Origin of the sequence: Streptomyces sp. SCPE 10 (assembly GCF_051980735.1) — a bacterium.
In the GTDB taxonomy this organism is placed as follows: Bacteria; Actinomycetota; Actinomycetes; order Streptomycetales; family Streptomycetaceae; genus Streptomyces; species Streptomyces misionensis.
Genome location: NZ_CP197069.1, coordinates 508464 through 529159 on the forward strand (window position 1 = coordinate 508464; position 20696 = coordinate 529159).

Consider the following 20696-nt stretch of genomic DNA (forward strand, 5'->3'; position numbering starts at 1 on the left):
CCGTAGGAGCGGCTCGTGCGGCGGCCGTCCCGCCCGCTTCCGTAGGCTGAAGGAGCCCGAGGCCCCTTCGGTGCAGGCGGGAGACAGGTCGTGATCGAACTGGCCGCGGCGTTCGCGGTGGCGGGCGCGGCGAGCAACGCCGTCGGCACCGCGTTCCAGCGCAAGGCCGCCGCCGCGAGCAGCCGCGGCGGGATCCGGCTGCTCGCGGAGCTGGTGCGCCGGCCCTTCTGGGTGCTGGGCATGATCGGCGTGGTCGGCGCGGCCCTGTTCCAGAGCCTGGCCCTGGTCAACGGCCCGCTGGCGCTGGTCCAGCCGCTGTTCATCCTGGAACTGCCCTTCGCGCTGCTGGTCGCCGCCCCGCTGATGCACCGGCGGCTGCCGCACTGGGGCTGGTGGGGCGTGGCGGGCTGTGTGCTGGGCCTGGCGATGCTGCTGGCCGCGGCCGCGCCGCACGGGGCGCTCGACCAGGCCCCGCTCAGCCGGTGGATCCCGGCACTGTCCCTGTGCGTCGGCGCCATGGCGGGCTGTGTGCTGCTGGCCACCCCCGGGCGCCCGGCGGCGCGGCGTGCCGCGCTGCTGGCGGCCGCCTCCGCCACCGGCAACGCGTTGACCGCCGCGCTGCTGAAGTCGGCCTCGGGCACGTTCGCCGACGAGGGCTTCCTGGCGTTCCTGCGGTCCTGGCAGACGTACGGTTTCGCGCTCGCCGGGGTGGCCGCGGTGCTGCTGCTGGAGAACGCGCTCCAGGCGGGCCCGCTGGTCGCGGCCCAGCCGGCGCTGACCATCGGCGACGCGATGGTGAGCCTCGTGCTGGGCATCGCCCTGCTCCGGGAGCAGGTGCGCACGGGCTGGTGGCTGGTGCCGCAGGCGTGCGGAGCGCTGCTGATCGTGGCGGGCGTGCTGGTGCTGAGCCGGGCCGTGCAGCACATCGCGGTCGTCCCGGATGCCACGGCCAAGGGCGAGGAGGCCGCCGGCTGAGCGGGGACGGGGTCGCGCGCCGGGTCAGCTCGGGCGCACCAGCCGTATGTCGTCCACGCCGAGCAGCCCGAGCAGGGGCACCTTGGCGACCCGCTGTCCGGGATCGACGACCAGCCCGGCGCCCCTGATCAGGTCGAGGAGCAGTTCGGCGAGCGGCATGACCATGTGCCGGCCCCAGCAGCGCTCCGAGGAGTGGCCGAAGGGGAGATAGCCGGGCGTGTCCTCGGGGTCCAGATGGTCCCAGCGCTCGGGACGGAAGGTGTCGGGGTCGTCCCACAGGGCCGGGTCGCGGTGGGAGAGCAGGGGCAGCAGCAGGACGTCGTCCCCGGTGCCGATCCGGTCGTCGATCGCCGGGTACTCGGGGGAGGCGTTGCGCAGCAGGTTCCAGGAGGGCGGCAGCAGGCGCAGCGACTCCAGGATGATGTTGCGGTTCGGCGTGCCCTCGGCGAAGGGCGAGCCCAGCCAGAGCGCGTTGGCCACCAGGGTGGAGACGGTGAAGCAGACCGGGGCGGCGGCCCTGCGGTACATGCCCATCGCGTACCGGCGTTCCTGGTAGCCCTCGGCCCGCGCGGTGCGCTCGGCGAGTCCGGTGAGCCGGTCGCCGGGGCGGGGCCAGCCGGGCAGGGCGGCGCCGACCGCGATGACCGACCAGGTGAGCTTGGGGGTGAGTTCGAGGGTCCGGCTCATCAGCATGCGCAGCCGCCGGGGATCCCGGCCGAGGATGAGGTCGCGCAGGAAGAGGTGGCCGGTCAGCGGCCAGGAGCCGGTGAGGTCGACGTTCTCGGGCACCGGTCCGGCCAGGGCCTCGCGCACGTCGTTGCCGATGGTGCGGGTGATCTGGGAGGCCTCGGCGCGGGTGATGGACCGGCCCTGGAGCGGCTTGAACGTGGGGCGCTCGGTCTCGGTGGCCCGGCGCGCGGCGAGGATGCGGTCGGCGACCTCGGGTCCGGCGACGCCGATGGTGTCGGGTTCCAGCCGGAAGAGGTCCTGGCCCAGGTGGTCGCGGATGAGCGCGGCGAGCCGCGGGTGGAGCACGGTGGTGCGCTTGAGCGCTGCGGACGACGGCGACGGCGGCATGGCTGGCGCTCCGATGCGACGAAACGGGGGGGCGAGGGGAGACCGCGCGGCGGTGGGACAGCGCTGCCCGGCCGGCTCGCACGGAGCACGGCCGGACAACGATGTCAAGCGCGGTACGTGGCTGCGATGCGCCGTCAGTACCAGATGTACCAGGCGCTCGCCTTGAGGCTCTTGCCGGCCGCGACCTTGTTGCGGATGGAGAAGAGAAGCTTCATCTCTGCACCTCCTTTCGGGATGGGCGGGTGACGCGCGTCCTCCCGGGGCGAACCCATGAAGATCACGTGTCGGCGACTCCCGGAAACTTCCCTCACCCATCCACCGAATAATCCCGGCCGAACACAACGAACTTGCCAGGTAGTCACTTTCGGTCATTCTTCCGTCAGTGGCGATCCATCTTGACTGGATATCGCAACAAGCGAGCGCCGACCCGGTCACCACTCTTTCCGTACTGATCGCAGGCCGTGCCGATCGTTCGGATGCCGGACGGCGTGACAGCGAGGGCGGACGCACGGCGGCAGGTCGCCGCGAGGTTCGCCGTCGACAGAATGGCCGGATGTGCACATGCCGAGCAGGCGGACGACGGCACCCATTCATCTTCTGACGCCCTTTTACTCACCACGCCGCACTCAATGTCCCGTTTCATAGGCTTATCGTCCTTATCGTGCGAGGTGTCGTTCACGACGATCAAGGAGGCGATGGTGTGACGGCCCAGGGAATCAGCCGCCGGAGCATGGCGCGCCTCGGCCTCGGCGCCGGTCTCGGCGTGGCCGTCGGCACGCTGAGCGGATGCGGCGGGGACGGCTGGTTCGGCTCGTCGGGCCCCGGCGGGCAGCGGCAGGCGCCCCGGCTGATCGGCGACGGCTCGACCTCGTACACCGGACGCCAGCCGAACCAGCCGGAAGCGCCCACCGCGCTCGAACCGGGCGAGACACCGCCGCAGTTCGTGGTGTTCTCCTGGGACGGCGCGGGCGAACTCGGCACCGGGCTCTTCCCCCGCTTCCTGGAACTGGCCCGCGCCCACGACGCCCGGATGACCTTCTTCCTGTCCGGCCTGTACCTGCTGCCGGAGGACAAGAAGCGGCTGTACCGGCCGCCGAACAACCCGGTCGGCGCCTCGGACATCGGCTACCTCACCGACGAGCACATCCGGCTGACCCTGAAGTACGTCCGCCAGGCATGGCTCGACGGGCACGAGATCGGCACGCACTTCAACGGGCACTTCTGCGAGGGCTCCGGATCGGTGGGCGACTGGACGCCGGCCCAGTGGCGCTCGGAGATCGAGCAGGCCCGGTCGTTCGTCAAGTCCTGGCGCACGAACACCGGTTGGCGCGACGAGCCGCCACTGCCCTTCGACTACGACAAGGAACTCGTGGGCGGCCGCACCCCCTGTCTGCTCGGCCAGGAGAACCTGCTGCCCGCCGCGCGCGAACTGGGCTGGCGCTACGACGCCTCGTCGCCGGGCGGGGTGCAGCGCTGGCCGCGCAAACGGGACGGGCTGTGGGATCTGCCGCTGCAGAGCATCCCGTTCCCCGGGCGCGGCTTCGAGGTGCTGTCCATGGACTGGAACATGCTGGCCAACCAGTCGCGGAACTCGACGCGGGCCCCTTCGTACAACTACCCCTACTGGCGCGCCCAGACGTCCCAGGCGTACATGGCGGGCTTCGACCGGGCCTACGAGACGAACCGGGCGCCGCTGTTCATCGGCAACCACTTCGAGCAGTGGAACGGCGGCATCTACATGGACGCGGCCGAGGACGCGCTGCGGCAGATCGCCGGGCGGCCGGAGGTCCGGCTGGTCTCCTTCCGCCAGTTCACCGACTGGCTCGACGTCCAGGACCCGGCGATCCTCGCGCTGCTGCGCACCCTGGAGGTCGGCGAGAAGCCGGCGGGCGGCTGGAGTTCGTTCCTGCGCCCGGCCAAGCGGGGCTGAGCGGGCGTCACTTCGCCGGGCGGCGCGCGTACACCTCGATCTCGATCTTCATCCGCGGGTCGGCGAGGCCGCACTCCATCATGGTGGCGGCCGGGCGGATCTCGCCGAAGCAGGCGCGCAGCACCGGCCAGCAGGGCTCGAAGTCCGCGCGGTCGGGCAGCAGATAGCGCACCCGCACCACATCGGCGAAACCGCACTCCGCCTCGGCCAGCGCCGCCCCGATGTTGCGCAGGCACTGCTCGGCCTGTTCCACCACGTCGTCCGAGATCGTCATGGTGGTGTAGTCGAACCCGGTGGTCCCGGACACATGCACCCGATCACCGTCGACCACGGCCCGGGCGTAACCGATCTGTTCCTCGAAGGCGGAACCACCGAGGATCGCGCGTCGCTCCGTCATGGCCGGAACGCTAGGCGGCCGGGCACCGCCGCGTCCAACCGCGCTCAGCCGGGCGCGGTCATCCGCTGGGTGCCGACGACCGCCAGCAGCCGCAGGGCCTGTTCGGAGGACGAGCCGGGAACGGCGGTGTAGATGACGACCTGCTGGTCGCGGTCGGTCAGTTCCAGCGCGTCGCAGGCGACGGTGACCGGTCCGACCAGCGGATGCCGGAAGGTCTTGCTCAGCGTCGGCTCGGCGTCCACCTCGTGGGAGGCCCACAGCCGGGCGAACTCCTCGCTGCCGCAGTGCAGTTCGCGGATCAGGGCTGACACCTCGGGGTCGTCCGGGTAGCGGGCGGCGGCACCGCGCAGACGGCACACCGCGTGCCGTGCGAAGGCGGTGGCGTCGGACACCCCGTACAGGCTCGGGCCCTCGTCCCGGGGCCCGAGGAAGGCACGGCGCGCCAGGTTGCGGTCGCGGCGTGACAGGGCCGAGAAGTCCTCCATGAGGGCGGCGGCCAGGTCGTTCCAGGCGAGCACCTCCAGGGTGGCCGAGGTGACGAAGGCGGCGGATCCCGGCAGCCGGTGCACCAGGTCGAGGATGCTCTGCCGCACCTCGCGCGGGGGTCCGGGCGCGGCGCTCCGCGGGGCACCCGCCAGCTCGTGCAGATGGTCGCGTTCGGCGTCGGTCAGCCGCAGGGCCCGGGCCAGCCCGGACAGCACCTCGCGCGAGGGGCGCGGGCCGCGGGCCTGTTCGAGGCGGGTGTAGTACTCGGCCGAGATGAACGCCAGCGCCGCCACCTCCTCGCGTCGCAGCCCCGGGGTGCGGCGGCGCGGTCCGACGGGCAGACCGACGTCGGCCGGTCCGATCCGCTCGCGCCTGCTGCGCAGGAAGGCGCCCAGTTCCACTCTGTCCACCCCACCAGTGTGCCGCTGCCGCGGGCGGCCGATCCAGGTACACCTGGTACCTGGATCGGCCGCGCCGGCAGGCGCAGGCTGTTGTCCATGAACAACGCATATGAAACCGCCGCATACCGGACCGCTCCGGCCGGGCTGCTGGCCGGGAAGGTCGCCTTCGTCACCGGCGCCGGGCGGGGCATCGGGGCCGCGGCGGCGCGGCTGTTCGCCCGGGAGGGGGCCAAGGTGCTGCTCGCGGCCCGGACGGAGGAGCAGCTGAGGGCGGTGAGCGAGGAGATCCGGGCGGCGGGCGGCACCGCGGACCACGTGGTGTGCGACCTGGCGGACGCGGCGAGCGTGCGCGCCGCCGTGGACCGCGTCGTGGACCGGTACGGCCGTCTCGACATCGCCTTCAACAACGGTGCGACGCTCCAGCGCCCCGGCCCCCTGGACCAGGTTCCGGAGGACGACTTCGACCAGGTCTACGCGGTGAACCTGAAGGGCGTCTGGCTGGCCATGGCCGCCGAGGTCGCGGCCATCCGGGCCACCGCCAAGACCGGCGCCATCGTCAACAACTCGTCGGTGGGCAGCCTGCGGGCCAACGCCGAACTGCCCGTCTACGGTGCCATGAAGCGGGCGGTCAACAGCCTGACCGCGTCGGCCGCCGCGACCTATGGCCCGGAGGGCATCCGGGTGAACGCGATCGCCCCCGGCTTCACGCTGACGGAGATGACCCGGGAGTGGGAGACGGAGTCGCCGGGCATCCGGGAGCGGATCACGGCGGGGAGCCCGCTGCGCCGGGCGGCCGCCCCGGAGGAGGTGGCCGAGGCGGCGGCGTGGCTGCTGAGCGACCGGTCCTCCTTCGTGACCGGCACGGTGCTGCGGGTCGACGGCGGCGCCCTGGCCTGAACCGTGTCCGGGCCGGGGCGACCGGGCTCCCGTGTCAGCCGAGGCCGAGGGCGCTCATGGTGCGCTCGGCCATGCGCTGCTCACCGAGCGCGTTGGGGTGGACGGGCACGATGTTCGTCCCGAACAGCAGCGGCTCGATCCACCGGGTGCCCGCGGGCCGGCAGGCGTCGTGCCCGTCGGACGCCTGGGAGAAGTCCACGAAGGTGGCCCCGGTCTCGGTGGCGGCGCGCTGGACGACGGAGTTGAGGTGGGCCTGGAGCGCGCGCAGGTAGGGCACGTCGCCGGAGGCGATCGGGAGCTTGAGGAAGCAGGAGGGGTCGGCGGCGGCCGGCACGATCCACGGGTAACCCAGCACCGCCACCCGGGCGTTGGGCGCCTTGGCCTTGACGGCGAGCAGCGCGCTCTTGAGCGCCGGGTAGGTGTTGGCGTCGATCGCGTCGTCGAAGGAACTGCCGTACTTGTCCTTGCAGGGGCTGCCCTGGCCGGCGCTGAGCACCCCCACGGTGCCGCAGTCCACGATGGCGTTGACGAAGGTGCTGTTGTCGTTGCCGCCGATGGTCAGGGTCACCAGGTCGGTGCCGGAGTTCACCGCGTCCGCCTGCGGCGCGACACCCGGGTACTGGGACTGGGTGAAGTCCTTGGTCTGCGCGCCGCCGCAGGTGACGTCCGTCAGCCGGGCGCCCGTGGCGGCGGCAATGACATGGGGATAGTTCACGGTCGACCGCATACAGAGCAGATTGCTCGCGTCGACGGGCAGCACGCCCGAGCCGGCGCTGTAACTGTCCCCCAGGGCCGCGTAGTCGAGGGACGCCGAGGCCTGGGCGGGGGCGGCGGTGAGGCCGAGGGCCAGGGCGCCGGCGAGGGCGGACGCCGCGGCGACGACACGGCGCAGGGCAGGTCTGATCATGGGGCGTGCTCCCTCTTCTCTGGTGCCGCCCCGGTGGAGGACCCGGCGCGGCGGACAGGGCGGAACCCGAAGCGTGCTGGTGCGCGAGGACGCGGCGGCTCGGAGCGGTGGGGGTGGGTCGGCCGTCGAAGTGTGTGAACAGGGGGTTACCGCTAGGTAATGTGGGGTCACCCGAGCGGCGCGTCAACCTTATTGACAGAAATTCTTGAATCGCGCACACGACACGGCCGTCAACTCACCCGTTCGGGAAGGGATGTCGACACCCCCGGCTCGGTGGTGGACTGCCGCGCCGTCCGGCGGTGGAATCGGGTCATGACAGACAAGTCGCACACCGCTGCTCCGGAGAGCGCCGCCGGACCCGCCGTCTCGGTGGTCGGACCGGGCGAAGGCGAGACGATCACGCTGGGCACCATCCGGCTGCGCATCCTGGAGGACGGCAGCACCACCGGGCACCGGCTCGGGCTCGCCGAGACCACCCTCGCGCCGCACTGCGAGGGACCGCCGCAGCACCGGCACGCCCAGCACGACGAGGGCTTCTACGTCGTCTCGGGCACCGTGCGGTTCACGGTCGGGGACCGCACGCACGACGCGGGCGCGGGCACGCTCGTGATGGTCCCGCCCGGCGCCCCGCACACCTTCGCCAACCCGACCGCCGAACCGGCCGTCATGGTCAGCACGTTCACCCCCGATCTGTACATGCAGTACTTCCGGGACCTGCGGGACATGATCGCCGCCGGCCAGGAGCCCACCCCCGAGGCGGACGCCCAGGTGATGCGCCGTTACGGCACCGAGCCCGTCACCGGGTCCACCCGGCAGCCGGGCGACGGATAGGGCTTGCCCACACCGCCTGCCGGTGGCAGGGTCCCTTCGACTCGAACAGCGGAGTCCCACCCATCGCTTCTCCACGAAGGACCGAGGTCCACGGTCACGGCGTCCCGCAGCGGCCGCCGTCGGCACTGAGCCCTGCCCGCACGGCAGCGCGCTCCCGTGTCGTTCGCCTCTTCTCACGGCGGCCCGACAACGCGGTGTCCCGCACACCGCCGCCTCGCTCACCGAGGCGTTCACCCGTCTGTCCGGCCACCCGGTCCCCGCGGCCCGATTCGCCGCCGGGGGGTGCGGGCCGCCTTCATCGTGAGGCCCTTCCCACCGTGCGCACCGATGTCCGGAGCTTTGCCGTCGCCCATCTCCTGCGCCGCCCCGCGGCTCACCGGGTCGGCCCCTTCGTCGCCGGGTCCGACCCGGCCTCGACCAGTCCGTACGTCAACTACGCCACCCCCGTCCCCGGCGCCGAGCCGACCGCCCGGGACGTGGCCGAACTGATCGCCGCGTTCCGTGCCCGCGGGCTCAAGCCCCGCCTGGAATGCGCTCCCGACGCCGCCCCGGGCGTGGAGCCCGCGCTCCGCCGCGCGGGTTTCGCCACCGAGGCGGAGCACGAGTACCTGGTCTGCCCCCCGCGACGCTCACCGTCCCGCACTCCTCACCGGAGCCGGCGGCCGAGCCGAAGCCGGGCCCGGAGCCGATGCCGCGGCCCCGGGTCCGGGTGGAGGCGCCGGTCGCCGAGGCGGACTACATCGCGCTCGACACCGCGCCGGCGGAGGCCTTCGGCGGCGCCTGGGCGCCGTCCCCAAAGGGCGCGGCCCGGCTGCGGCGCACCGCCGAGGGCGGCGGCGCCGTCCGCCTCGTCCGCGTGCCGGACGGCGGCTGCGCGGGCGGCGCCCTGTGTTCGGCGCCCGCCGAGGGCACCGCGGAACTGAACGGGCGTCAAAACCCTGCCCGCCCACCGCGGCCGGGGCATCGCGGCGGCGGTCACCGCGAGCCTCGCCGAGGCGCTGTTCGCCCGCGGCGCCCGGTCCGTGTGGCTGGAGTACTCGGGCGAGGGTTCGCACCGGGTGTACGAACGCGTGGGCTTCCGGCCCGGCGGAAACCGCCTGTATCTGACGCTCGAAGAGTGACGGGGCACCCGCCGCCCTCCCCCGGCAACGGGTTCTCCGCGACGAACCGGCGGATCTCGTCCACGGCGACCGACCGCCCCGCCGTCCCCTGCCCCGCCACCCGACGCGACGCGCGTGACCGTTCCGCCCAGCCGGGCCGCAACCCCGCGGGCGGAGCGGCCCGTTGCCGACGGCGGCAGACTTATTGACGCTGCATACCGGCGATGATTCACTCCGTGGCTGAGAGCGCTCTCTCGCGGTTGGGGACCAGCCGCGGTCCGTTTGCCCACCATGTTCAGGGAGAGCCGTGTCCGTGATTCCCTCTCGTCGTGCCGTGCTCCGTGGGGCCGCCGCGGCTGCCGCGGCGGTGCCGCTGGCCGGTGCGACCGCAGGATCCGCCTTCGCCTCGTCCGCCGCCCCCGCCGCCGGCCCGGCCGGCCCCGGCGCCGCAGGCCACGGGACGGCCGGTCTGGGACCGAACGTCCTGGTCTTCGACCCGTCGATGGGCGACGCGGCGATCCAGGCGCAGATCGACGCCGTGTTCGCCGTCCAGCAGTCCAACCAGTTCGGCACCGAGCGGTACGCCCTGGCGTTCAAGCCGGGCACGTACCGCGTCGAGGTCAACGTCGGCTTCTACACCCATGTCCTCGGGCTCGGCGACAGCCCCGAGGACGTCGTGATCCACGGTCATGTCACCGTCGACGCCCAGTGGTTCGGCGGCAACGGCACCCAGGACTTCTGGCGGGCCGCGGAGAACCTGACCATCGTGCCGCCGGACGGCCTGGACCGCTGGGCCGTCGCCCAGGCCGGGCCGATGCGCCGCGTCCACGTCAAGGGCGACATGATCCTGATGCCGAGCCCGCCCGGCAACGGGTGGTCCAGCGGCGGCTTCCTGGCCGACAGCGTGGTGGACGGCCGGATCGACTCGGGCTCGCAGCAGCAGTGGCTGTCGCGCAACGACACCATCGGCAGCTGGACCGGCGCCAACTGGAACATGGTCTTCGTCGGCGTCCAGGGCGCCCCGGCCACCTCCTTCCCGACCCCGCCCTACACGACCGTGGACCGTACCCCGGTGGTCCGCGAGAAGCCCTTCCTGACCGTGGACCGGCACGGGGCGTACCACGTCTTCGTGCCCGCGCTGCGCCGCGACAGCACCGGCACCTCCTGGGCCGGCGGACCGGCCGCCGGACACAGCGTCCCGCTGACCGCGTTCCACGTCGCACGGCCGGGCGACTCCGCCGCGAGCATCAACGCGGCGCTCGCCCGCGGCAAGCACCTCCTGCTCACCCCGGGCATCTACCCACTGTCCGCGCCGCTGCGGGTGTCCCGGCCCGGCACCGTCGTCCTCGGCCTCGGTCTGGCCACCCTCCAGGCCGTCCAGGGCAACTCGCTGATCGAGGTCGCCGACGTCGGTGACGTCTCCGTGGCCGGCGTGATCCTGGAGGCCGCCTCCGCGCACTCCCCCGTGCTGCTGCGGGTCGGCGACGGCCGCTCCCGCAAGAGCCACGCGGACCGGCCCACCGCGCTCTTCGACGTCTTCCCGCGCATCGGCGGCGCCGTCCCCGGCGGCACCGAGGTCAGCATCCGGATCGACAGCAACGACGTGCTCGTCGACCACGTCTGGGCCTGGCGTGCCGACCACGGCCTCGACGGCACGGTCGGCTGGTCGGTCAACCCCGCGGGCGTCGGCTTCCTGGTCAACGGCGACCGGGTCACCGCCTACGGCCTGTTCGTCGAGCACCACCAGAACTACGAGGTGCTCTGGAACGGCGAGCAGGGCCGCACCTACTTCTTCCAGAACGAGCACCCGTACGACGTCCCCGCGCAGTCGGCCTGGAAGCACGGCGGCACCAACGGCTTCGCCGCCTACAAGGTCGGCGACCACGTGACCCGCCACCACGCGTGGGGCCTGGGCAGCTACGCCTACTTCGACCTCGGCGCGAACATCTACACCGACCGCGCCTACGAGGTGCCCGACACCCCGGGCGTCGTCCTCACCTCGCTGATGACCGTCTGCCTCAACGGCGCGGGCGGCGGCGGCATCCTGCACTGTGTCAACGACACGGGCGATCCCGTCGAGAACGGCTTCGGAACCTACAACATGAAGTCGTACTCGAACGGCGTCGGCGTGGTCTGACCCGGCCTGGCCCGTCCGACCGGCCGGGCGGCCTCCCCCGCGGGACCGCCCGGCCGCTCACAGCTGCCGTCGTACCCCCGCCTCGCGCTCCGCCTGTTCCAGCTGGTGGCCGAGGTCGCCCTGGAGGGAGGTGCGGGCCCTGCCGCGGCGGCCGAGGGGAAGGACGGTGCGCTGCGTGGTGTCCTCCAGGAGCAGCGCGAAGCCGCCGTACAAGGCGAAGGCGGCGAGCAGGACGCCGACCCAGCCGGCCGCGGTCTCCACGCCGGGCCCGGCGCCGGCCTGGTGGATGCCGGTCAGCGTGAAGCGGCCCGCGCCGATCAGCAGCAGCACCCCGAGCAGCGGCTTGCCGGGGAGCGCCGCGAGGAAGAGGAGCACCATCAGCGGGACCACGCACAGCTCGAACACCGCGAGGCTCGCACTGGGCCGGCCCGGCGGCCCGAGCAGGGTGACCAGCGAGGTGCCCGCCCAGGTGGCGCCCAGCACGCACAGGGCGCAGGCGGCTCCGCCGTCGCGGGCGAGGAAGGCGAAGACGCCGGCGAGCAGTTCCAGCGGCACCACGAAGACCAGGGTCAGCAGCATCAGCGCCGGTGTCTGGGCGAGCGGCACCCAGTGCAGCTGCTGCGCGGACAGCAGGACGCTGCCGGTGCCGAAGGCGAAGAAGCCCAGCGGCAGGCTGCTGGCGAGCGGCCTGAGCATGATCCGCGCCAGGGCCTCGGGCCGGGGTCGCCCACTGGTCGCGTCGTACGTCCCCGCTGCTGGTGGCGGCATCCGGATCACCCCGTCCTCGGGCCTCGTGCCGGGCGTGTACACCCCGGAGTACCCGCTGCGGGCCGGGGTGTTCCTCCGCGTCGCCGGGGGCCGCGTCGGGGTTCTGTCGCGGGGCCGACCCGGAATTGTCCTTGATCGGTAACAGCGGGATCCCCCGCCTCCTGCCCGCCGTCCTGCCAGATGCACGGGGAATCGAACACGGCGAGAAAGCTGGGGGCGGACATGGCGCGGCACGCGGGGCGGGGTTGGTACGGCCGGGTGATCGGAGCGGCGGTCGGGGTCACGGCGGTGACGGCCGCCGCCTCGGTGTGGACCGCGCAGGCGGGCCAGACCACGAGCGCCCCGGCCCACCACACGGCGCCGAAGACGGTGGCGGTGTCCCCGGTCATCGCCCACTCCTCCGACGCGGGCGCGCACGCGGTCAACATCACCATCGACGACGGCCCCGACCCGACCTGGACCCCGCAGGTGCTCCAGGTGCTGCGGGAGAACGGCGTGAAGGCGACGTTCTGCATGGTCGGCCCGCAGGCGCAGGCGCACCCGGACATGGTCAAGCAGGTCGTGGCGGCCGGGCACCGGCTGTGCGACCACACGGTCTCGCACGACACCGGGATGGACCACAAGTCCGAGTCGTACCAGTCGCAGCAGATCCTGGACGCCGAGAAGCAGATCACCGAGGCGTCCGGGGGTGTGCGGCCGATGTACTACCGGGCGCCGGGCGGGGCGTTCACGCCGTACAGCCGGACGCTCGCGGCCTCGCACGGGATGCGGCCGCTGGGCTGGAACGCCGACTCCAAGGACTTCGAACGGCCGGGCACCGAAGCCATCGTCGCCACCGTCAAGAGCGAGCTGGCCAACGGTCCCACCCTGCTCTTCCACGACGCGGGCGGCGACCGCTCCCAGACCGTGGCCGCGCTGCGCATCCTGCTGCCGTGGCTGAAGCAGCAGGGGTACGCCTTCGGTTTCCCGGTGCGCTGAACGGGACTTCACCGGCCGAGGCCACGGGCCGGTGAACCCAGGGAGAATTCTCGGCCACCGAACGCCCCGGACGGGTGTTCGGTTCCCTCCGGGTGTCTACGATGAGGCCGTCCCGCGGGCGAGCGACTGCGCGCGGGCAGCTGCGTACGTCGTCCGGAAAGGCTCAGCATGCCGTTGCCCCGCCTCGGCACGCGGTCGGAACGTCTCCGGACGGCACCGGCCCTGTTCCTCGTCCTCGCCGTGGTCCTCGCCGTGGCGGCCCTCTTCCACGCGGACGCCGAGCCCGCCCGGACCACCGGTTCCGGGCACATCGTCGTGGAGGTCTCCGAGAGCCGCTGCGGCCGGGGCTGGACCCGCCCCGAGCCCGGGGTGCGCACCTTCGACCTGCACAACACCTCCGACGGCGCCGCCGAGGTGTATCTGGAGGACCCGGGCACCAAGGTGGTGTACGGCGAGGTGGAGGGCATCGGCCCCGGCACCACACGGCAGTTGACCGTCCGGGTGGGCCAGGGCGCGTACGCGTTCATGTGCGTGCCCGACGACGCCGACGCCGTCACCGGGCCCACCGTCCACGTCACCGGCGGGCGGCGCGGTCCGGGCGCCGCGCCGGTCACCGAGCACGATCTGATCCCGCCCGCGCTCGACTACCAGAAGTGGGTGGGCGGCGGGCTGGCCGAGGCGGTACGGCTGACGACGGTGCTCCGGGACGCGATCGACCGCGGGGACCTCGCCGCCGCCCGCTCCGCCTGGCTGCCGGCCCATCTCCAGTACGAGCGGCTCGGGGCGGCGTACGACGCCTTCGGCGACGCGGACGCGAAGATCAACGGCACCGACGCCGGTCTGCCCCGGGGCGTGCGCGACCCGGGCTTCACCGGGTTCCACCGCATCGAGTACGGGCTGTGGCACGGCGAGCCGGCCGACGGTCTGCGGGCCCCGGCCACCGCGCTGGTCAAGGCCCTGTCCGGGCTGCGGGACGACTGGGCGCAGACCCGGATGGACCCCGCCCAGCTGGGGCTGCGCGCGCACGAGATCCTGGAGAACACCGTGCAGTTCGAGCTGACCGGCCGCACCGACTACGGCAGCGGCAGCAATCTCGCCACCGCCCGCGCCAACCTCGACGGCACCCGCGAGGTGCTGTCCCGGCTGCGCCCGCTGCTCACCGGCAGGTACGCCGATCTGCCGGGCTTGGACCAGGAGTTGACGCGTGCCGGGCACATCCTGGACGGGTTCCGGCAGCGCGGCGAGTGGACCCCGCTGGACCGACTGACCCGCGCCCGGCGGGAGCGGACCGACTCCGTGCTCGGCGGCCTCGTGGAGCGACTGGCGTCGGTGGCGACCCTGTGCGACCCCCGGAGGACCGTGTGAGCACCGACCGAACCCATGGCCTCGCCCGGCGCGGCTTTCTGCGCGGCGCCGCCCTCGCGGGCGCGGGCCTCGCCGCCAGTGCCGCGGCCCCCGGCGCGGCCGAGTCCGGGGCGGCGAACGCCGTCGCCCCCTTCCACGGCCCCCACCAGGCCTCGGCGATCGCGGCCCCACGCCGCTCCTGTGTGTTCGCCGCACTGGACGTGACCGCCGAAAGCCGCGCCGAACTCACCGATCTGCTGCGCACGTTGACCGACCGGGCCCGGCTGCTGACCACCGGCGGCACCCCGGCCCCGCTGGGCATCACCGGGCCGCCCGCCGACTCGGGCATCCTGGGTGACCGGTTGCCCGGAGGAGAACTGGCGGTGACGGTCGGCGTCGGCGCCTCGCTGTTCGACGACCGGTTCGGACTCTCCGCGCTCAGGCCCGACCGGCTGACCGCCATGCCCGCCTTCCCCGACGACGACCTCGACCCCGCCTGGTGCCACGGCGATCTCAGTCTCCAACTGCACGCCGACGACCCGGACACCGCCCTGCACGCGCTGCGCGACATCACCCGGCACACCCGGGGCGCCGCGCAGGTCCGCTGGCGCCTCGACGGCTTCTCCAGCCCGCCGCGGCCGGCCGGCACCCCGCGCAACCTGCTGGGGTTCAAGGACGGCACCGCCAACCCAGACCCGGACAGCGCCCGCGAGATGGACCGGTTGATCTGGGTGGGCCGCGGCCAGGGCGAGCCGGAGTGGGCCGTCGGCGGCAGCTACCAGGTCGTCCGGCTGATCCGGATGCTCGTGGAGTTCTGGGACCGGGTGTCGCTGGCCGAGCAGGAACGGATGATCGGCCGCTCCCGCTCCTCCGGCGCCCCGCTGGACGGCGACCGTGAACACGACACGCCCCGGTACGCGGACGACCCCAAGGGCGACGTCATCCCCCTGGACGCGCACATCCGGCTGGCCAACCCGCGCACCCCGGCCACGGCCCGCCAGCGCCTGCTGCGCCGCGCCTACAACTACGACCGGGGCATGGACGCCAACGGCAACCTCGACATGGGCCTGCTGTTCTGCTGCTACCAGCAGGACGTGGTCCGGCAGTTCGAGACCGTGCAGCACCGGCTGGCCGGTGAGCCGCTGACCGACTACATCAGTCCGTTCGGCGGCGGCTACTTCTTCGCGCTGCCCGGGGTCCGCGATGCCCAGGACTGGTACGGACGCTCCCTGTTGGGATGATCCGGTCCGGACGACTCGGCGGCCCGCTTGGTCAACACACCGTCAAGAATTCCCCCAGGTTCCCTGACCCGGTGTTCACCCGCGCGCCATCATGGCTCCGCCAACGCGCCCCGAGGGGCGCGCAACATCCCTGCTCGTACACCGCACAGACGTTCTGTCCAAAGGGGTAGACCACCATGGCCAGCAGAGGAAGACGAGCCGCGATGCGCAGCCTGGGCGCGCTCGCGGGAGTCGCGGCGCTCACCGCACTGGGCAGCACCGCGCCCGGCTGGGCCGCGACGCCCGTCCACGCGCACGGCAGGCCCTCGTCGACCGCGACGCCGATCCAGCACGTCGTCGTGCTCTTCGACGAGAACATCTCCTTCGACCACTACTTCGCCACGTACCCGAAGGCCGCCAACACGGACGGCACGAAGTTCACCGCGTCGAAGAACACCCCGAAGGACATCGACACCCTCGCGCACGCCGGGCTGCTGAAGAACAACCCGAACCAGTACGCGCCGAAGCGGCTGTCCCCGTCCCAGGCGATGACCTGCGACCAGAACCACTCCTACGGCCCGGAGCAGTACGCCTACAACGGCGGCAAGGCCGACCAGTTCGTGCAGAACACCGAGGTCGACAAGTGCAGCGGCGGCCTGTTCGGCGAGCCGGGCCTGGCGATGGACTACTACGACGGCAACACCGTCACCGCGCTGTGGAACTACGCCCAGCAGTACACGCTGAGCGACCGCGCCTACAGCTCCAACTACGGCCCGTCCACGCCCGGCGCGCTCAACCTGGTCTCCGGCAACACGCACGGCGTGGTCTCCGTCGACCCGGCCACCGGCAAGCAGACCTCGAAGCCGGACTCGTACACGGTCCAGTCGCCGGACAAGAACGGTGTCGGCACCGTCGTCAACGACCCGGACCCGGCCTGGGACGACTGCTCCGGCAAGGACCACACCAGCTCCAACGCGCTGGCGTCGATGCAGGGCAGGAACATCGGCGACCTGCTCAACGCCAAGAACGTGAGCTGGGGCTGGTTCCAGGGCGGGTTCCGCCCGTCGACCGCGTGGAACGGCCAGTCCGGTTCCTACGCCAAGTGCGACACCACGCACACCAACGTGGGCGGCGCGAGCGTGGTGGACTACAGCCCGCACCACAACCCGTTCTCGTACTACAAGTCGACGGCCAACCCGCACCACCTGCCGCCGAAGTCCGTCTCGGAGATCGGCCACCGCGGCCAGGCCAACCACAACTACGACCTGACCGACTTCTCCGCCGCCCTCAAGGCGGGCAAGCTGCCGTCCGTCAGCTTCCTGAAGGCGGGCGAGTACCAGGACGGCCACGCCGGTTACTCGGACCCGATCGACGAGCAGCACTTCCTGGTCGACGAGATCAACGCGATCCAGAGTTCGCCGCAGTGGAAGTCCACCGCGATCGTGGTCGCCTACGACGACTCCGACGGCTGGTACGACCACGCGTTCGTCGCCCCGCGCAACGGCTCGCAGGACACCTCGATCGGCTCCAACGGCAAGGCCACCGACAGCCCCGCCTGCCAGCACGGCCCGAAGGCGGCCGGCGGCTACGCGGACCGCTGCGGCCCCGGCACCCGCCAGCCGCTGCTGGTCATCTCGCCCTACAGCAAGGTCAACAAGGTCGACCACACGCTGACCGACCAGGCGTCCATCACCCGCTTCATCGAGGACAACTGGCACACCGGCCGCATCGGTGACGCCTCCTTCGACGCCAAGGCGGGTTCGCTGCGCGGGATGTTCGACTTCCGGCACCCGAACGACAAGCAGGTGCTGCTGAACACCGACGGCTCGGTGAAGTCGGTCGGCCCGATCAAGCATGTCGCCCCGGTGTCCACCAGGATCACCCCCGGCCCGGCCATGCAGAACACGGCCGCCACCACGGACGCGTCCTTCCCGGCCCTGCCGGTCGGCCTGGGCGTCGGCGCCCTGCTGGCCGCCGGTGCCACGGGCACGTACTTCACGCTGCGCCGCCGTCAGCAGGCCTGACGACAACCCCTTGCGGATGCCCCCGGCCGTCGGGCCGGGGGCATCCCCGTGTCCGGGGAAAACCGGTGGTCAAAGCCGTGTCGGGGATGCTGGGATGGCGCGATGCGCGACGAGATCACCCTGACCGTGGACCGGGGCCGCTTCCCGGACGCGGTGACACCGTGGGAGCGGGAGTCCTGGCGGACCGCAGCCCTCGGCTGGATCCGGGAACAGCTGGACGCCCACGGGCTGCGGCCGGGCGGCGAACTCCAGGTGCGGCTGCGGCCGTGGTCGGTGCTGGTGCGGGTGCCCGTCGAGGGGCGGGAGCCGGTCTGGTTCAAGGCGAACCCGCGCCCCAGCGCCTTCGAGGGCCCGCTGACCGCCGCGCTGGCCCGCTGGGTGCCCGAACACGTGCTCACGCCGCTGGCGGTGGACGGGCCGCGCGGCTGGTCGCTGCTGCCGGACGGCGGCGACCTGTTCCGGCAGGTGCTCGCGCGCGAGACGGTCGGACCCGGCGCCTGGGAGGACCTGCTGCGGCAGTACGCCATCCTGCAACGGACCCTGACCCCGTACGCCCGCGACCTCGAACGGCTCGGGGTGCCCACGGCCCGCACCCGCGACCTGCCCGCCGTCTTCGACCGGCTGCTCGCCTCGAACACCGCCCTCGGCCCGGACGCCCGCGCCCGGCTGACCGCCGTACGGCCCCGCCTGGTGGACTGGTGCGACGAACTCGCCGCCGTCGGCGTCGAGGACAGCCTCGACCACGCCGATCTGCACGACGGGCAGCTGTTCCGCCCGGAGCCCGGCCGGTTCACGTTCTTCGACTGGGGCGACGCGGCCGTCTCCCACCCGTTCTGCAGCCTGCGGGTCACCGCCGAACGAGCCCGCGACCACCACGGGCCCGGGGTACTGCCCCGGCTGCGCGACGCCTACCTGGAGCCCTGGACCGGCACCGGGCCCACGCCGGCCGGACTGCGGCGGGCCGCGAGCCTCGCCTGGCGGCTCAGCTCCCTGGGCCGCGCCGCCTCCTGGGGCCGTATGTTCCCCGACCCGGACCGCCCCGCACCGGGTGCCCGGGAGAGCGCCGAGTGGCTGCTGGACCTTCTCAACGAGCCGCCGTTCTAGGCCGGTTGGCGACGCTTCGCCCGAAGTGGCCGGGGCGGCGCGGGCGGCGGACACCGGCGGTATGAGCCGTAGCCGCGCGTGCGTCGCTCCTCCGCCGGGCCGCCGTGCCGTGCCGGGCGCTCGCCGGTGCCGCGCTCGGCGCCGCGGGCGGCTCCGCCGGCACGGCCCGACCGCCCGCGCCACCCCCTCCCCCGCCCTGCCGCGCACCACGCCCTGGCGGCCGTTCCCGGGCGAGGATCACACTGCCGCCCGCCACCGACGCCGATCTGCGCGGCGGCCGGGTGCACACCGGCACAGCCGGCCGAGCGACCACCAGCGGGGGCGGGCCTTCGACGTGTGGCGGATCGCCGGGCACGCGGTCGCGGACCCGGCGACGCCACGCGCACTGAGCGAGCGGTTCGTGCGGGACGGGGCGGCCGCGGGGTCGTACCACGTCGGCGGGCCGGTGCTGCCGGCCGGTGGCGGGACCGGCCTCTTCTTCCGCGACGCCACCCGTCACGACCACGTCCACCTGGGTTTTCGCGCCTGACCCCGCCCGTCCGGGTTGCGGCCGGGCCCGGGGCGCCGCGACGCTGGAGCGGTGACGCGCGAGACGACGGCGCGGGACGCCCCCGGGCTCGGCCGGCGGCGTTTCCTCGTGCTGTGCGCCGGTGCGGGCCTGGGGACGATCGCCGCCTGCACGGCGTCGCCGTCGCGCCCGGGGCACGGCGTCCGCCGACCGGAGTCGGAGCGGGACGCGCCGGGCAGCGCCGACTGGCGGCTCGGTGCCACCGGCCCGCCGGACGCGGTGACCGGCTATCCGGACCGGGTGAGCGTGCTTCCGGGCGAGAGTTTCGGGCTGCGCGTGTCGACCACGGCGGCGTCCTTCCGGGTCTCCGCGTTCCGCATCGGCTGGTACGACGGCCGCCAGGCCCGCCGGATCTGGACCTCGCCGCGGATACCCGGGCGTGCCCGACCGGCCCCGCGGGTGCTCGCCGCCACCCGGACCGTGCGCGCCGACTGGCCGGTCAGCCTGCCCGTGGACACGACCGGCTGGCCGGAGGGCGCCTATCTGCTGCGGCTGGAGGCGGACACCGGGCACCAGAGGTACGTCCCGTTCGTCGTCCGCTCCGCGGACGGCGCGGGCCGCACCGTCCTGCTGCACGCCCCGGCTACCTGGCAGGCGTACAACCGCTGGGGCGGCGCGAGCCTGTACGCCGGCGCGAACGGCGCGTACGCCACCCGTTCCCTCGCGGTGAGCTTCGACCGGCCCTACGAGGGCGTGGGCGCGGAGAAGTTCCTGACCTACGAGCGGGCCCTGGTGGTGCTCGCCGAGCGCCTCGGCATCCCCCTCGCCTACAGCACCGGCACCGACGTCCACCGGGACCCGGGGGTGCTGCGGGGCGCGCACGCCGTGGTCTGCCTGGGGCACGACGAGTACTGGACGCCCGAGCAGCGGGCGCATGTGACCGCCGCGCGGGACGCCGGCACGAACCTCGCCTTCCTCGGCGCGAACACCTGCTTCCGCCGGGTCCGTCTGGAGGACGGGCCGGACGCGGGGGACCGCACGGTGGTCTGCTACAAGACCTCCTACCGCGCCGATCCCTGCTACCCCTCCGCTCCGGCACGGGTGACCACCGACTACCGGCTGCCGCCCGGCGCCGACCCCGAGTCCTCGCTGACCGGCGTGCTGTACGAGGGCTACCCGGTGGACGCGCCGTACGTCGTGCGGGCGGCCGACCACTGGGTGTACGAGGGCACGGGCGTGCGCGCCGGGGACGCCTTCGCGCATCTGGTGGGCGTGGAGTACGACCGGGTCACGCCCGGCGCCCCCACGCCCGGCCCGCTGGAGATCACCGCGCACTCCCCGCTGGTGTGGGAGGGCCGGCCGAGCCACAGCGACTCGGCGTACTACACCGCCCCGAGCGGTGCCGGGGTGTTCGCGACCGGCACCATGCGCTGGGTGGAGGGACTGCTGGCCGGCACCGGCGAACTCGGCCGGGACCACGGGATGGACGGCCGTACCCGCGCGTTCGTCACCCGCACCACCGAGAACCTGCTGCGGATGTTCGCGCGGGGCCCGGCGGGCCGGCACGCGCCGCCGCCGCGTGCCGACACCCGTGCGGTGGACGGGGGCTGAG

Annotated in this window: 20 protein-coding genes; 13 read left to right on the forward strand and 7 right to left on the reverse strand. The window is 73.3% G+C overall.

Annotation, left to right across the window (positions count from 1 at the left end; translation table 11 throughout):
* Positions 1–90 precede the first annotated feature (90 nt).
* Positions 91–975 (forward strand): DMT family transporter, encoded by an 885-nt coding sequence (locus ACSP97_RS02370; protein ID WP_355152227.1) that lies wholly within the window; start codon positions 91–93, stop codon positions 973–975.
* Between the two features lie 24 nt (positions 976–999).
* On the opposite strand, the gene ACSP97_RS02375 is transcribed toward ACSP97_RS02370, so the two are convergent.
* From ACSP97_RS02375 to ACSP97_RS02385, 3 genes are all read right to left on the reverse strand, one after another.
* Positions 1000–2052 (reverse strand): cytochrome P450, encoded by a 1053-nt coding sequence (locus ACSP97_RS02375; protein WP_355152226.1) that lies wholly within the window; start codon positions 2050–2052, stop codon positions 1000–1002.
* A gap of 134 nt (positions 2053–2186) precedes the next feature.
* Positions 2187–2324, reverse strand: a complete 138-nt coding sequence (locus ACSP97_RS02380; protein WP_257585950.1) for a tryptorubin family RiPP precursor — start codon at positions 2322–2324, stop codon at positions 2187–2189.
* 107 nt (positions 2325–2431) lie between these two features.
* Positions 2432–2740, reverse strand: a complete 309-nt coding sequence (locus ACSP97_RS02385; protein WP_440556201.1) for a hypothetical protein — start codon at positions 2738–2740, stop codon at positions 2432–2434.
* 42 nt (positions 2741–2782) lie between these two features.
* Here ACSP97_RS02385 and ACSP97_RS02390 point away from each other — a divergent pair, with 42 nt between their 5' ends.
* The gene (locus tag ACSP97_RS02390) at positions 2783–3982 is read left to right on the forward strand and encodes a hypothetical protein (protein ID WP_358273230.1); all 1200 of its coding nucleotides are present in this window, start codon (positions 2783–2785) and stop codon (positions 3980–3982) included.
* A gap of 7 nt (positions 3983–3989) precedes the next feature.
* Here ACSP97_RS02390 and ACSP97_RS02395 read toward each other — a convergent pair whose 3' ends face one another.
* Together ACSP97_RS02395 and ACSP97_RS02400 are read right to left on the reverse strand one after the other, a co-directional pair.
* A complete protein-coding gene (locus ACSP97_RS02395) occupies positions 3990–4379 on the reverse strand; it encodes a RidA family protein (protein ID WP_355152225.1) in 390 nt (129 codons plus the stop codon).
* 44 nt (positions 4380–4423) lie between these two features.
* Positions 4424–5275 carry a helix-turn-helix transcriptional regulator gene (locus ACSP97_RS02400; protein WP_440556202.1) on the reverse strand — a complete coding sequence of 284 codons (852 nt, stop codon included), beginning with the start codon at positions 5273–5275 and terminating at the stop codon, positions 4424–4426.
* A gap of 87 nt (positions 5276–5362) precedes the next feature.
* Between ACSP97_RS02400 and ACSP97_RS02405 the strand changes: the two genes are divergently transcribed.
* Positions 5363–6163 (forward strand): SDR family NAD(P)-dependent oxidoreductase, encoded by an 801-nt coding sequence (locus ACSP97_RS02405; RefSeq protein WP_382015242.1) that lies wholly within the window; start codon positions 5363–5365, stop codon positions 6161–6163.
* A gap of 34 nt (positions 6164–6197) precedes the next feature.
* Here ACSP97_RS02405 and ACSP97_RS02410 read toward each other — a convergent pair whose 3' ends face one another.
* Positions 6198–7070, reverse strand: coding sequence for an SGNH/GDSL hydrolase family protein (locus ACSP97_RS02410; protein ID WP_440556203.1), 873 nt, complete (start codon positions 7068–7070; stop codon positions 6198–6200).
* Positions 7071–7382: 312 nt separating this feature from the next.
* Between ACSP97_RS02410 and ACSP97_RS02415 the strand changes: the two genes are divergently transcribed.
* The 3 genes from ACSP97_RS02415 (at position 7383) to ACSP97_RS02425 (ending at position 11138) form a co-directional block, all read left to right on the forward strand.
* A complete protein-coding gene (locus ACSP97_RS02415; RefSeq protein ID WP_355152221.1) occupies positions 7383–7901 on the forward strand; it encodes a cupin domain-containing protein in 519 nt (172 codons plus the stop codon).
* A gap of 962 nt (positions 7902–8863) precedes the next feature.
* A complete protein-coding gene (locus tag ACSP97_RS02420; RefSeq protein WP_440558541.1) occupies positions 8864–9022 on the forward strand; it encodes a GNAT family N-acetyltransferase in 159 nt (52 codons plus the stop codon).
* A 313-nt stretch (positions 9023–9335) separates the two neighbouring features.
* Positions 9336–11138: an adenylyl cyclase gene (locus tag ACSP97_RS02425; protein ID WP_440556204.1), complete on the forward strand. Its 1803-nt coding sequence runs from the start codon at positions 9336–9338 to the stop codon at positions 11136–11138.
* 57 nt (positions 11139–11195) lie between these two features.
* Here the strand turns inward: ACSP97_RS02425 and ACSP97_RS02430 are convergent, their stop codons facing one another.
* The gene (locus ACSP97_RS02430) at positions 11196–11906 is read right to left on the reverse strand and encodes an acetate uptake transporter family protein (protein ID WP_355152219.1); all 711 of its coding nucleotides are present in this window, start codon (positions 11904–11906) and stop codon (positions 11196–11198) included.
* A gap of 222 nt (positions 11907–12128) precedes the next feature.
* Between ACSP97_RS02430 and ACSP97_RS02435 the strand changes: the two genes are divergently transcribed.
* From ACSP97_RS02435 to ACSP97_RS02465, 7 genes are all read left to right on the forward strand, one after another.
* Positions 12129–12884, forward strand: coding sequence for a polysaccharide deacetylase family protein (locus tag ACSP97_RS02435; RefSeq protein ID WP_355530526.1), 756 nt, complete (start codon positions 12129–12131; stop codon positions 12882–12884).
* Positions 12885–13052: 168 nt separating this feature from the next.
* Positions 13053–14249, forward strand: a complete 1197-nt coding sequence (locus tag ACSP97_RS02440) for an EfeM/EfeO family lipoprotein (protein ID WP_440556205.1) — start codon at positions 13053–13055, stop codon at positions 14247–14249.
* Entirely contained in the window at positions 14246–15469 is a 1224-nt protein-coding gene (gene efeB, locus ACSP97_RS02445) for an iron uptake transporter deferrochelatase/peroxidase subunit (protein WP_440556206.1), read from the forward strand. Before ACSP97_RS02440 ends, efeB begins: the two co-directional genes overlap by 4 nt.
* A 176-nt stretch (positions 15470–15645) precedes the next feature.
* Positions 15646–17472, forward strand: coding sequence for a phospholipase C (locus tag ACSP97_RS02450; protein ID WP_358273051.1), 1827 nt, complete (start codon positions 15646–15648; stop codon positions 17470–17472).
* A 102-nt stretch (positions 17473–17574) separates the two neighbouring features.
* Positions 17575–18576 carry an aminoglycoside phosphotransferase family protein gene (locus ACSP97_RS02455; RefSeq protein WP_440556207.1) on the forward strand — a complete coding sequence of 334 codons (1002 nt, stop codon included), beginning with the start codon at positions 17575–17577 and terminating at the stop codon, positions 18574–18576.
* A gap of 334 nt (positions 18577–18910) precedes the next feature.
* Entirely contained in the window at positions 18911–19105 is a 195-nt protein-coding gene (locus ACSP97_RS02460; protein ID WP_440556208.1) for a hypothetical protein, read from the forward strand.
* Positions 19106–19156: 51 nt separating this feature from the next.
* Entirely contained in the window at positions 19157–20695 is a 1539-nt protein-coding gene (locus tag ACSP97_RS02465) for a N,N-dimethylformamidase beta subunit family domain-containing protein (protein WP_440556209.1), read from the forward strand.
* Position 20696: the final 1 nt, after the last annotated feature.